Source organism: Paenibacillus sp. 1A_MP2 (assembly GCF_052244825.1).
Classification (GTDB): Bacteria; Bacillota; Bacilli; order Paenibacillales; family Paenibacillaceae; genus Paenibacillus; species Paenibacillus vandeheii.
Genome location: NZ_JBQQCS010000001.1, coordinates 5,906,495 through 5,919,711, shown reverse-complemented (window position 1 = coordinate 5,919,711; position 13,217 = coordinate 5,906,495). Strand labels below are relative to the sequence as shown.

Annotated in this window: 9 protein-coding genes and 1 pseudogene; 6 read left to right on the top strand and 4 right to left on the bottom strand. The window is 47.6% G+C overall.

Going from position 1 to position 13,217, the window contains the following annotated elements; all coding sequences use genetic code 11:
• Both ACTWJ7_RS29275 and ACTWJ7_RS29270 read left to right on the top strand, forming a co-directional pair.
• Complete coding sequence (locus tag ACTWJ7_RS29275) at window positions 1-2,634, top strand: transglutaminase domain-containing protein (RefSeq protein WP_301879732.1); 2,634 nt, start codon at window positions 1-3, stop codon at window positions 2,632-2,634.
• A gap of 5 nt (window positions 2,635-2,639) precedes the next feature.
• Window positions 2,640-3,686 (top strand): glycoside hydrolase family 18 protein, encoded by a 1,047-nt coding sequence (locus tag ACTWJ7_RS29270; protein WP_301879731.1) that lies wholly within the window; start codon window positions 2,640-2,642, stop codon window positions 3,684-3,686.
• 143 nt (window positions 3,687-3,829) lie between these two features.
• Here ACTWJ7_RS29270 and ACTWJ7_RS29265 read toward each other — a convergent pair whose 3' ends face one another.
• The 3 genes and pseudogenes from ACTWJ7_RS29265 to ACTWJ7_RS29255 form a co-directional block, all read right to left on the bottom strand.
• Entirely contained in the window at window positions 3,830-6,142 is a 2,313-nt protein-coding gene (locus tag ACTWJ7_RS29265) for a helix-turn-helix domain-containing protein (protein ID WP_443146132.1), read from the bottom strand.
• Window positions 6,143-6,478: 336 nt separating this feature from the next.
• Window positions 6,479-7,989, bottom strand: a pseudogene (locus ACTWJ7_RS29260) (glycoside hydrolase family 43 protein).
• A 12-nt stretch (window positions 7,990-8,001) separates the two neighbouring features.
• Window positions 8,002-9,690, bottom strand: a complete 1,689-nt coding sequence (locus ACTWJ7_RS29255; protein ID WP_301879729.1) for an ABC transporter substrate-binding protein — start codon at window positions 9,688-9,690, stop codon at window positions 8,002-8,004.
• Window positions 9,691-9,943: 253 nt separating this feature from the next.
• Here ACTWJ7_RS29255 and ACTWJ7_RS29250 point away from each other — a divergent pair, with 253 nt between their 5' ends.
• Window positions 9,944-10,807 carry a helix-turn-helix domain-containing protein gene (locus tag ACTWJ7_RS29250; RefSeq protein ID WP_301879728.1) on the top strand — a complete coding sequence of 288 codons (864 nt, stop codon included), beginning with the start codon at window positions 9,944-9,946 and terminating at the stop codon, window positions 10,805-10,807.
• A gap of 43 nt (window positions 10,808-10,850) precedes the next feature.
• Window positions 10,851-11,225, top strand: coding sequence for a winged helix-turn-helix transcriptional regulator (locus ACTWJ7_RS29245; protein WP_443146131.1), 375 nt, complete (start codon window positions 10,851-10,853; stop codon window positions 11,223-11,225).
• Window positions 11,226-11,446: 221 nt separating this feature from the next.
• Here the strand turns inward: ACTWJ7_RS29245 and ACTWJ7_RS29240 are convergent, their stop codons facing one another.
• Complete coding sequence (locus ACTWJ7_RS29240) at window positions 11,447-11,974, bottom strand: NAD(P)H-dependent oxidoreductase (RefSeq protein ID WP_301879727.1); 528 nt, start codon at window positions 11,972-11,974, stop codon at window positions 11,447-11,449.
• Window positions 11,975-12,259: 285 nt separating this feature from the next.
• Between ACTWJ7_RS29240 and ACTWJ7_RS29235 the strand changes: the two genes are divergently transcribed.
• The gene (locus ACTWJ7_RS29235) at window positions 12,260-12,607 is read left to right on the top strand and encodes an ArsR/SmtB family transcription factor (RefSeq protein ID WP_024632445.1); all 348 of its coding nucleotides are present in this window, start codon (window positions 12,260-12,262) and stop codon (window positions 12,605-12,607) included.
• 29 nt (window positions 12,608-12,636) lie between these two features.
• On the top strand, window positions 12,637-13,152 hold the full coding sequence (locus tag ACTWJ7_RS29230) for an SRPBCC domain-containing protein (RefSeq protein WP_301879726.1): 516 nt from the start codon (window positions 12,637-12,639) through the stop codon (window positions 13,150-13,152).
• Window positions 13,153-13,217 lie beyond the last annotated feature (65 nt).

Genomic DNA, 13,217 nt, shown 5'->3' with positions numbered 1-13,217 from the left:
ATGACCAGCCAAACCTTGGTATTTTCCCTGGATGCACAGTCATTGGAGCGGATTGAGCAGAAGTTCCAGGAGAAGGTACATTTTGCAGAGGTCCGCAAAGATAAACTGTTTCATGTGTTTCAGCAGCCATTAACCGAAGAAGAGGCATGGGCTTTGAAATATGTGTATGCCTACATGCCGGTGAATGACATGGCTGATTATGATGGTGAACTGTTCCTCAGCCATGTGCGTCGGGCGCTGGACATTCGCAAACGTGTGCCTTGGGGCGAGCGTGTACCGGATCATCTGTTTCTGCATTTTGTGCTCCCCTATCGAATCAATACGGAGAATATTGAGGATTTTCGCGGCATTATATTTGATGAGTTGGCTGACCGGACGGCGAAGTTATCCATGGCGGATGCCATTCTGGAAACCAATTACTGGTGTCATGAGAAAGCGACTTATATTGGCAGCGATCTGCGAACGATATCGCCGCTGACGATGATTCGGAATGCTCGCGGCCGTTGTGGAGAAGAGTCCACGCTGGCGGTAGCCGCTCTTCGCAGTATCGGCATACCTGCCCGTCAGGTCTATACGCCGCGCTGGGCACACAGTGACAGCAATCATGCCTGGGTAGAAGCTTGGGCAGACGGCCAATGGTATTACATTGGGGCATGCGAGCCTGAAGCTGGATTGAATCAAGGGTGGTTCACTCCGCCAGCCCGCAGGGCCATGCTGATCAATACGAGGATTTTTGGCGATTATCCGGGACCAGAGGATATAACCCTTAACGAGAAGGGATTTACGGAGATTAATTTGCTTGAAAACTACGCACCGACGCGAACCATCTGCGTGAAGGTGAAAGATATGCAGGGAGAGCCTGTGCCTGGAGCGAGCCTCCGCTTCGAGCTGTATAACACGGCTGAATTTTATCCGATCGCCGAAATTAAGACCGATGTGCTAGGGGAGGCTGCCTTCAAGACAGGTTATGGCGATTTATTGATTCGTGCGGTTAGCGGAGGCCAATGGAGTGAAGTCCTATTCAAAGCTCAGGACAGCGATCAGGTTGAGCTAGTGTTGGACTCGTCAGAGCAGCCATCAGGCAGCGTGGATTTCGATATGGTTCCTCCTCCCGAAGGAGAGGCAGAAGCAGCAATTGCTTTACCGCAAGAGAAGATTCAGGAACATAGCCGCCGTCTGGAGGAAGGCACGAAGATTCGGAGTGGATATGAGGATACATTCCTGAGTGAGGAAGAGGCGTATGCATTGGCTCATTCGGCTGGACTTCCTCGGGAACGGGTATGGGATATTCTCCAGAAGGCACGGGGCAACAGTCGTGAAATCGCAGCTTTCCTGGAGGAACGTTCCGAGAAATACGGTGAGTGGCCGCTCCGGCTGCTGGAGTCGATGAATGAAAAAGATTTAATCGATACTTTTCGTCAGACGCTGGACGATCATCTTACAGGTGCGCTCTCGCAGCGAGGATCATGGGCAGAAGATACGTTCGTGGAGTACATCCTGTGCCCGCGGGTTTCCTATGAAATGGTGGTGCCTTATCGATCCGTGTTCCAGAATGCCTACTCGGAGGAAGAGGCAACGGCGTTCAGGAAGGAGCCTTCGGCGCTTGTCCGGCAGCTGGAAAAGAGTTATGCGTATAATGAGGACCTCCCTAACTTGAAAGGCAAGGGAAATCCGGTAGGCACTTTCAGCCTGATGAAGGGAGATCCGCAGTCGCTGGATATTCTGTTTGTCGCTGTGTGCCGCAGTTTGGGCATTCCGGCCCGATTGCATCCGAGCGAGCAGAAGCCTCAGTACTTAGGTGACAGAGGCTGGGAAAATGCGATGTTCAGTCTCAACGCTTCTCGTAATCAGGAGGACAGAAGCTGGGGAATGCTGCAACTCCTTAGGGATGAAGAGGGGCCGCAGGAAGCACCAACAGCATCCTATGGCGAGAACTTCTCGTTTGCCCGTCTGGAAGATGGCGTGTACAAAACGTTGATATATCCTCATGGCAGCACGGATGTCTATAGCCAGCCATATGAGGTTGAACCGGGAGCTTATCGCTTGACGACGGGTATCCGTTTGAAAGATGGAGCGGTCAGAGTGCGCTTCATTTACTTTACCGTGCGCGCCGGAGACACTACGGAGGTGGTATTAACTTATCGCGAGACGGTGGTAGACATTCCCGTGTTGGGCAAGCTGGCACCCGGAAGTGTACTGACCCGTCTAGATGGTTCAGAGGTGGTACTGGAGGCTCTTCTGGGATCAGAGGGTGCCATTGCTGCCTGGATTGAACCCGAGCGGGAACCAACCAAGCATCTGATTCGTGAGCTGGGCGAACTTGCTGAGCCGCTGGATAAGCTGGGTCTACCCATCGTGCTGCTGATCGGAGATACGGAATGGAACGCCTCCTTTGACACTGCTGCTTATCCGAAGCTGCCAGTACGTACGATTTTTGTAAGGGATTCAAGCTATGCGTCCTTATCCGGTTTCATTCCAAATCCTGCAGCTCACGAAGCTGGCTATCCACATCTGTTCGTGCTGGATAGCGAGGATCAAATCCGTTATTCGGCTTCCGGGTACAAGATTGGTACCGGGAAGGAAGCCTTGCAGATTGCTGCGGCGATATCTCAATCATTGAATGGATCGGAGTGAAGAGGGTGCCAAACTATATTGCTGCAGGATATGTCGTCGATTCAGTTCTTCCCGACATGAGGCATGAGGATCTGTTGAAGTTAACACATCTGAACGTAGCCTTCGGTCATGTCAAAAATGATGAAATTACTACCGAGCATTTGAAACACGGTGAGATTATCCGGAACATAAAGCGCGATCATCCGAATCTAACGGTGCTCTTGTCCGTCGGGGGTTGGAGCGCTGGCGGTTTCTCTGAAGCCGCATCAACCCAAGCCGGAAGGGACAGCATGGCCGCATCGGCGGTTAGGGTGCTGGAGGAATACCCTTTTGATGGAATCGATCTGGACTGGGAGTATCCTTGTTACGGTGAAGCCGGCATCGCCTCGAGTCCTGGTGATAAACGGAATTTCACCTTGCTTCTCAAGACGATCCGGGAGGCAATGGATGCCAAATGCTCCCGGGATGGCCGTCATTATCTACTCACGATTGCGGCAGGGGCTGACCAATACTACGTAGACGGTACAGAAATGGCTGAGGTGCAGAAGTATCTGGACTTTGTGCAGTTGATGACCTATGATATGCGCGGCGGTTTTCAGGTTCTGACCGGACATCATACGAATCTGTATACGCCAACCGGAGATCTGTTCCGAATGAGTACAGATGCTTCCGTGAACCTTTTCATTCGCGCCGGCGTTCCGAAAGAGAAGATCGTGATCGGTGCTGCGTTCTACTCCCGGATCTGGACTGAGGTTCCTGACCGGAACCGTGGCCTCCACCAAATGGCTGGCAGTACAGGCGGGTACGGTCCGGCTTTTGCCGAGCTGGATGCAAAGTACATCAACAAGAATGGTTACGTCCGTTATTGGGATGATGAAGCGTGTGCACCGTTTCTGTTTAACGGGTCCAGTCTAATATCTTATGATGATGAGGAATCCATTCAGTGCAAATGTGATTACGTGAAGGATCAAGGCCTGGCCGGAATCATGTTCTGGGAATATGGCTGTGATCCGACCCACCGTCTGCTGGGTGCAATGCATCAAGGGCTTCAAGGTATTTCGGCTGCAAAATAGAAGAAGCCTCGGCGTACGAGATCGTTCGGAACACTCGAAAAAGTAAACTTGAAAATACGTAAACCTCCCCTTCACCATACGATGAAGGGGAGGTTTCTATTTATTCGGTGAATCGGTTATCCGATGAACTCCTTATAAAGACGTCATTCGAAGCCTTTATCCAATACATTCCTCGTCGTCGTCATCCGGGAATCGGCGGAGCCGTTGGGGCGGTGCATTTTGCGGTACTGTCCGGGGGTGTAACCCGTCTCTTTCTTGAATTTGCGGATAAAGTTCGGTGTGTCCAGATAACCGACACGTGTGATGATATCTTTTAACGGATCAGTTGTATGCAGCAGCAGCCGGATGACCTCATCCATCCGCTTCTGCCAGATGTATTGGGTGAAGTTCATGCCGATCTTCTCTTTAAATGAACGGCTGAAATACGATGAAGAGATCGTGAATTTAGACGAGATCGTACCCAGGCTGAGATCATAATCCGAGTAATTGGCATCAATATAAGCAACGATTTCATCCATCAGCGAGCTTTCTTCCGTCTCGCTCTTCGCCTCGACATGGGCGCAGATTTCGGCGGCAAGGCCTGTCAGTTTTTTCTCCAAATCCTCCAGTGAGTCATAGGAAGTAATCCGTGGAAGTTGATTAACCACGTGATGAATGCCAAGCTCCGAGGCCGTTTTGAGCATCGTATTCAGAATGTCGAAGCAGATGCAGCGCAGCAGCGGTACAGATGGCATTTCAGATTTCAGGGTATTCAAAGCGGTGGATACCATCTGAACCGCCACATCGTAGCTGCCCTGTTTCAAGCTCTGAACCAGCTTCAGCAGTACATCCTTAGGTACCCAGAAGGACGAATCCTGTGCACCGGAACCGGAAAGGGCGTTGAAGAAGGTACTGCTGCCTTGTCCGTGCAGCATGGATGCTTCGAGTGCGGTCGATGCCTCGATGTAGGATTGGTTCAGCTGCAATGGAGAACTGTAGCTGTTGCCGATACCAATCGCCGGAGCGACTCCGACGTGCTCTGTCACCATCGATTGCAGTGATCCAACAATAGACTCCATACGATTACTCAAGCTGGCATGATGCCCGATTTCGGCATCAAAACCGACAATGAGGGCTAATTGGTCTGGCTGTGGAAGCTCCACGCCGTAAGCATAAGCAGACAACTCCGGCAGTTCTATATCGTTTATCAGCTGCATGACTGTACGTTGTTCGGGGTTATCACCGATGGGAAAAGCGTGCATTTCCCAGCCCAAGGTCATGACAAAATAATGGGACCGATTAAAACGGATGCCGAGATTGTCCGTAAACTCAGAAGGGATTTCTCCGGTATGACCATGCTTCAGTAACATGAGCAGTATATGATTACGAGCGTAGGGCTCCTGAAGATCTACGCGCTGGCTGTAATCATGCAGCGTTTTCTTGATCCATTCCAGCTCGTTGCTGGATGTGGAAGGTTCAGGATTATTTTTCAACCGAATGAACTCCATCAAGTCTGAAATGGGATGGTATTGTCTTCGTGCCAGCATGATGGCAAGGAAAGTGCCCATCACCACCACGAAGGAGAAAACCAGAACAATAAAGGTACGAATATGGACGATACGGCTAAAAAATTGATTGCTCGGCATAGCCGTTACATAAGTCCAGCCAGCATCTGATTTGACGGATACAACCGAATGCGGTTCCTGGTTTAAGGAGAGACTGTGCGTTCCCGGCTCAAGTGCAAACAGAGCTTTGACTTCCTGATCGGTAATGGTTTCCCCTTTATAGTTGGCTGCCAGTACCTGCCCGTAATTATCGAATATATAAGTCATCCCATGGTAGTCGCTGAGAATGGAATCAATCAATCCGGTCAGATTGGACTCATGAATCAGGTACATGACCGTTCCGTGGGCGGGCGTATTGTTAGGCGCAATCGGTACAAGGTAGGCCAGCATGGAATTGGGTATTTTGGTTCCTTGAACGACTTGCTCGGCTGGTCGTATCGTGGGAAACGGAACATGATTCAAATCCCGGATCATGTCCGTTTCGTTCCAGGTGTTAAATTTGTAGCGGCCAGTGAATACATCCAGGTTCTCAGAGCCCTGAGACGAGTAGATGTTATCATCTCCACGGAAGAACAGGAATAGCTCATCAATAATGGAACTGGTCGCTTTGTATTTGACCAAGGCACTAATGGATTCCCGGCTATAATAGGGATGGTGGGTCCAATATCGGGTTAGCTGCTCATCGTAGGCGATGCGAAATGCGATGTCCTGCAATTCCTTCATTCGGTCATCAATGACCGTTTTCGCTTGGGTCAGTTGATTGACATTGGTTTGTTCGATCTCTGAACGGAGCGTGTCCACAGCATTGTGATAAATAATAATAGTTAATATAACAAGAGGTATAAGGAAAATGGAGATATAGGATAGTGTGTACTTAAGCAGAAGCTTGGACTTGAAGTGATTCCATTTCATATCTGCAACCTCCCGTTTTTCTATAGTGCTGCAGCGATAGCGCTCTCATAAAAACAGTAAAGCTATTGCTATGATGTCGAGCTCTGGGTGTCCTACTAAAAATACTAGGAGAACTTCTCTAATAAATCAATGGACTTTTCTGAAATTTAAGAGGAGTTGTGCGGAAAGTTTCTTGGAAGAATCGATGTATATAACCATAGCAAAATCCCCTTCAAGTTAACTCTTTTCCTTATGTTACCACACAAGGCTTTTTAAAAGAGTATCGACTTGAAGGGGATAATTTTAATGGAGGATATTCAACGTTTTTACATTGAAATTCGAAGGTCGCACTATGATTTAATCCAACGGTTCATAATCAAACCAATCGAACTGGCTTGGCGCACCTTCTCCCGATGGACTATAGGCATACATGGCAAGGATGCCCCCAGTGAAGCCACCCGCCACTTCAGTAGAGAGCAGATGTGTATCGCCAGAGCCAAGTACAGTGCCAATTGTTGAACCTTGCTGTATGGAGAATGTAAAAAGATCACGTTGGGCCTGGATTTGTAATATGACAGGTCCGGCTTCACAATCCTGAATCTCCTCTGTTCTTAATGAAGCAATCGTTCGCCGAAATATGATTTTTTTCTGACCGTTAATTCGCTTTATGGCCAAATCATAGTGGTATCTCTCATTCATGAAGACAGTCAATCCCGATTCGTCACCATCATGTATTGGCTCAAAGTTTAATTTGGCAGCCACGTTGCATAAGAAATGGCTCAATCGACGACCTACAAAGGCGGGATTGCGACCATCATTGAGAGAGACCGGATTCCCTCTTAGAACAAGATGACCCGGGTGTTCTGTGAGTGACCAACTGCCAGGAGCTGGATTTCGCAGGAAGATCCAGTCTAGGCCCAGTGTGGATACATCGAAATCATCCCGGATTGCTTTGCGGGGCCAATGAACCTCAGGCAGCTGGGGCCCGGCCATGACGGGCTCAATATGTCCGTCATGACCGATTATTGGCCATCCGTCACTCGTCCAGGTCACTGGTGCGAGAAATGTCTCACGACCCAAATGATGACGCATGGGGTAGGCTGCAGGACGAATTCCCAGACATACCGCCCACCAGCTCCCATCCTGTGCTTGTACCAAATCCGCATGCCCAGTGGCGTGAATACTGCTTTTTATACTTCGATTGGACAGGATGGGATTATGAGGACAGGGATCGAATGGTCCGTATGGATTTGTGCTTCGCGCAATGGTTTCCATATGCCCGTATTCGGTTCCCCCTTCGGCAATCATGAGGTAATAGTAGCCATTTATTTTGTACAGGTGAGGGGCCTCAGGTGCAGCACCGCCGGTTCCACTCCAGATGAATTGGCTTTCTGTCAGCTTGTGACCAGTCGAGATGTCGATCTCACACTGATAGATCCCTTCGCCTTCATCACCATTACAAGCAGTTTGAAAGTATATACGACCATCCTCATCAAAGAGTAGGGAGGGATCTATACCGTCTTGAGCAACAAAATGGGATCGGACCATGGTCCTTCAGCCGCTCTGCTTCGTACATAGAAGTTACCTCCCCCGCTTACATTGGTCGTTGTCATATAAAACCAGCCAGCATGATGGCGGAGGGTCGGCGCATATATGCCGCCGGAGCTGCCCGCATTGGCGAGTGGGAGCTGCTCGGCAGACGTGAGAACATGGCCGATCTGGCCCCAATTCACGAGATCTTTGCTGTGAAAAATCGGCACCCCCGGGAAATATTCAAATGTGCTGGTTACGAGGTAATAATCGTCGTCTACCCGACAGATGCTGGGGTCAGGATAAAAGCCCGAAATCACGGGATTGGTGTAGTTCATCATGTTGTGCTCCTATTCATTCCAGAGTTTAACCCGATCCTGGACGTATTTGGTGAATCCCTGTTCCATTTTTTCGACACCTGCATCAATGAGCTTCTGCTGATAGTCATTCCAGATCGCATCGAATTCTTCCGGTTTGGCCATCACGGCCTGTGGAATCTGCTTCCATGTAATATCCTTCACCTTGTTGGCTATAATGTTGATTTCATCATCACTTGGTACGGAGATGTTCCATACCGCTCCCCACGGTTTTACCGGGAAATCCTTCTCATTCGGAAACAGATCCATCCAGGTCGCTGCATCATAAGCTTTGAGGGTCTCTTTCTCTACATCCGTGTAGTTCTCAATGATCTGTTCCGGGAAGTTTTTGGTATAATAATTGCCAGTGGAGTCTTTTACGCCATCCCCGTAATGCCCTCCGATATTGGTGTAGAGTCCTACACCGGATTCTCTGGTAAAAGCGATATTGTCATTGATAATACGCTGCTGCACATCCGCAGGCACAATACGTTTACCGTCCTCAACGGTATATTGCTTACCTTCCAGCCCCCAATAGTTGAGGACCTGACCTTCTTCAGAAGCGAGGAAATCCAGAAATTTAATGGCTCGGACCGGATCTTCTGCACTTTCCGTTATGCCTACTCCCCAGCCAGCCATGAAACCTGTGGACTGGTAGCGGTTATCCTTGTATTGGTCGGACAGCATGACAGAATAATGTCCATAAGTCTGATCATTTTTTCCTGAAGCCTTCAGTGCTTTCTCCCCATCGGAGTAGCCCCAGTCTGCATCGATCAGACCAATGACGCGACCAGAAGCGACTTTGGCCAGATATTGGTCGTTTTTCTGAACAAAAGATTCCTGATCAAGCAACCCGGTATTATACATATGGTTAAGCCACTGAAAATACTCTTTCTCACCTTCCGTGCGGAAATGATAAGTTGCTTCATTCGTATTGGGATCAATGTAGTATTCTCCATCGCCCGATTTGCCCGTGGTCTCAGCTGCGGGGTTCGTCACGGTAATTTGGATGTGCCAATCATCCGCGTTCAGTGTCATACCGATATTTTTGTTGCCATTCTCATCGGTAGGGTGCTTCTCCAGATAGGATCGAATGACATTTTCATAATCTTGGAGTGTATTGATCTGTGGATATCCGGCTTCCTTCACAGCACGATGCTGAAGCTCGAAACCTGCGCCTGCCACGAAGTTGACTCCGTCTATGGCGGAGTAGGTAGGGATGACATAGATGGACGGGTCATCGTTACTGTAGCGCAAGCGTTTGATTTGATCACCGAACAGCTTCTTGATGTTTGGGGCATGCTGATCAATCAGATCGGTAAGGTCCAGCATGGCACCTGCATCTACCAACTTGTCCAAATCCCCTTTGGGACTGATCAGATCCGGGTAATCTCCACTTGCCGCGATCAGTGCCAGTCTCTGTGCAGGGTCCGAGACTGCAAATTCCGCATCAAGTGTAATTCCTGTCTGTTTGGTTATCTCCTTACCCACATCATCCTGCATCTTATTCCAGTTTGCGTTGGAATCTGCTCCAAAGAAAGTCAACGTCATCGGTGAAGTATCACTGTCACTTCCTTCATTGCCCTCCAAACTGTCATTGCCACTACTGCATCCTGCCAGCAAGCTTAATGAGACTGTGAGGACCACAGAGTATTTTGCAATCTTTCTCATGGTATGAATCATATTAACCCCCTGTTGTTATTCATTATTTTCTTGAATGCGTTTACAATTAAAGATTTTAAAAAAGTCCCTGCATCCAACAGATCAATCATATAATCGTGTTTTCACGATCCATAACACCCCTCGTTTCTGTGCTGAATTTGCATGGCTACATGAGGAATTATAGAGATCTTATCATCGGCAAACCTTGATTTTTCGGTCCAGGAGTAGCATGATATAGACATTCATCCCAGCATGAACCATGGAGGGCGAACTGTTGAGCAACGCCTATTTGAATTGGTTTACAGCCGATCCGGAGTTCCCATTTTATATTCAATATGGAGGACATGACGAAGATACCGAACTTCACAGGCATGTGGATTTTTCGGAACTTGTCATTGTCCTGAATGGCAATGCGACACATGTTGTCAATACAGAGGCGTTTTTTGTTAAAAAGGGAAATGTATTTGTAATTAATGGTTCCACTCCGCATGCCTACAGAGATCCTCAGGATTTTCAGATATGCAATATTATGTTCAGACCTGAAATGCTCGCCTCAGCAGGACCGGATTTGAGAAAATCCAAAGGCTTTCAGGCTTTGTTTGTATTGGAGCCTTATTATCGCAGTATTCACTCTTATCCGAGTAAAATGGCCTTGCCTATTCCCAGTCTGGAGTACGTGGAGTCGCTGATTTCTGTCATGATTGAGGAATATAAAAGTAAGCAGCAAGGGTATCAGACCATGCTGATTTCTCGTTTTACGGAGATGGTTGTTTATTTGTCGAGGCATTATGATACACAGGAGAAGGGGATAGAGGGCAATAATCTGATGCATTTAGCTAATGCCATTTCCTATATTGAGGATCATTATCTGGAACCTCTGTCCCTGGAAGAGATTGCAGGAAAGTCGAATGTTTCTATAAGGCATCTGAATCGGATCTTTAGATCTTATTATCGGATGACGCCCATCTCCTATCTGCAGAAGTTGCGTCTGGAAAGGGCATGTTATCTGTTAAAACACGGGAACCTGTCCATTACGGAAATTTCGTATGAATGCGGGTTTAACGACAGCAATTATTTCACCCGACAGTTCAGAAAGGCATATGGCATGTCTCCCAAAACGTTCAGGCAGTCTCTATAACTTTCCACTATGGTACGATGAACAAAAGAAGGAGGGGGAACTTATGCGCGAAACCTGTGTTCCGACTGGCGTGGCATTAAAAGACACCGGCTTTGGATATACGTTGTCCCTGGTTAGTGGTAAATATAAAATGGTCATTTTGTATTGGTTGGCCGAAAACAAGGTAATGCGGCATAATGAGCTGAAGCGAAGTATCGGTACCATTTCTTTTAAGAGCCTGAGCGTTATGCTGAAAGAGATGGAGGAGGATGGTTTGGTGATACGTCAAGAATATCCCCAGATCCCGCCTAAAGTTGAATATTCATTATCTGAGCGGGGGCGTTCACTGATGCCGCTGCTCCATATGATGTGTGATTGGGGAGAAGCCAATATGGGATCTGACCGGAGTCTGTTCAACGCTAGTGCAGCCGTTTTATAATAACAAAAGGATCTCCCATACGTGCTATGGAAGATCCTTTTGTTATAATGATTGATTTACAAGATTTATAAGCAATTTATCTCCAGCGGTTTCAATGCCACTTTAATCATCCAGAAGACGTTCCTGGTCAAACCATTGACCATGCATTTTATTTTCTTTTGTGCCAACTTCTCTAGACGGAGAACAAGCATAGTGCTTCCTCAACGATCTGGTGATTAGGATTATAGATTGTCAATAAAATTCAAATAGCCTTGTACACTTTGTTCCAATTCACTTGACGCAGGCTCGTGTTCTGCCCCATAAAAGGCAAAGAATGATCGATAATCCGCATCGCAGTAAAGCATGGTTGTCTCAAAAGGAGATAACAGTTGTCCAAGGGTATAGCGATATTTGCTCTCTTCCGTGTAATCCACCTCTTTGATTCCGGCGGATACGGCCAAGGCAACTTTGCGTTGCTGTAGTTTGTCTCCCTTAGAGCCATAAGCCCAGCCATAAGTAAAAACTTCATCCAGCCATTGTTTAAGAAGAGGTGGGCTGCTAAACCAATAGAACGGAAATTGCAGGACAAGGCGATCATGCGATTCAATGAGCTGCTGTTCTTTCTCCACGTTTATGTTTCCATCTGGATAAACTTTATATAGTTCATGTACGGTGTACTTTTCCGGGTATTGTTGGAGTTCTTCTATCCACCGTTTGTTGATAACCGATGTTTCCATATTGGGATGTGCTACGATGACGAGTGTTTTCAAAATAATACTTCCTCCTTAAACTCTAATATTTCTTGAGTATAAGGGGAGTGCTACCAAGATGTAAGTATGCACTTTTAGTACAGGTACTTACCTCAAGGTAAGCACCTGCGGTCCTTCGGTATGTTCCAAAGAGTATTTAATGAAGAAGAGGGGACTGACTATCTAAATAATATTCCTTTACAGGAATATTCCTTGTAGAGTATACTTCAGATATCAGGAAGAAGAGCATTTTGGTGAAGGAGATGAGATTCTACCGATACACCATAACTTAATGAGGTGAAAGGCATGTCAGGACACAATCCGGGTATGGACATGGCCTTGTTGGGCGCTTTGGCTGAACCGAATCGTATGCATATCGTCGAACTATTGCGTGATGGTCCTCTGACTGTAGGGGAAATTGCTGAACGGCTGGGACTACGCCAGCCTCAAGCCTCGAAGCATTTGAAAGTGCTTAGTGATAATGGCGTTTTGGAGGTAAAGGCCGAAGCCAACCGCAGGATCTACAAGCTCCGTCCCGAACCTTTTCAAACATTGGATGAGTGGGTGAAGTCGTTTCAGAGCGTCATGGAAGATCGTTTTGACAACCTGGATCAATACTTGCGTGAACTGCAAAGTAAGAAAGACAAACCATAAGTATTCCCAATTCATAAGGAGGAATGACAATGTTAAACGATGGAATGGTGTCGAGCGTGGAGAATGAAAAGGTACTTGTACTTGAGCGTGTTTTTGACGCACCTCGTGAGCTTGTGTTCAGCATGTTCAAGGAATCGGAGCATCTTCGGCAATGGTGGGGACCGAGAGGATGGACGATTCCTGTCTGTAACGTCGATTTTCGCCCAGGCGGCGCTTGGCATTACTGCATGAAATGTGAGGATACAAACCAGGGTGATTTTTACGGTATGGAATCTTGGGGCAAAGCTGTATATAAGGAAATTGTTGAACCGGAACGGATTGTATATACCGATTTTTTCTCGGATGCCGAAGGGAACACAGATGAGAGCCTGCCGACAACTGAGGTGACTATGCAATTCATTGACCTTGGCGGCAAGACAAAGATCGTTAATCGTTCAGAATATGTATCCGCAGAAGCTCTCCAAACGGTCATGGATATGGGAATGTTGCAAGGGATTACGGAAACATGGGACCGTCTCGCAGAGCGTCTGGGCGAGGTTAAGTAATAGAGATGAATATGGCCGCCAAGCTTATTGCTTGGCGGCTGTTTGTTTTTAAGTTTTAACGCGGT

Bases quoted from the DNA above. Each gene is read 5' to 3' on its own strand.
- ACTWJ7_RS29275 (WP_301879732.1), top strand. From the start codon at position 1: ATGACCAGCCAAACCTTGGTATTTTCCCTGGATGCACAGTCATTGGAG.
- ACTWJ7_RS29265 (WP_443146132.1), bottom strand. From the start codon at position 6,142: ATGAAATGGAATCACTTCAAGTCCAAGCTTCTGCTTAAGTACACACTA.
- ACTWJ7_RS29255 (WP_301879729.1), bottom strand. From the start codon at position 9,690: ATGATTCATACCATGAGAAAGATTGCAAAATACTCTGTGGTCCTCACA.
- ACTWJ7_RS29245 (WP_443146131.1), top strand. From the start codon at position 10,851: ATGCGCGAAACCTGTGTTCCGACTGGCGTGGCATTAAAAGACACCGGC.
- ACTWJ7_RS29235 (WP_024632445.1), top strand. From the start codon at position 12,260: ATGTCAGGACACAATCCGGGTATGGACATGGCCTTGTTGGGCGCTTTG.
- ACTWJ7_RS29230 (WP_301879726.1), top strand. From the start codon at position 12,637: ATGTTAAACGATGGAATGGTGTCGAGCGTGGAGAATGAAAAGGTACTT.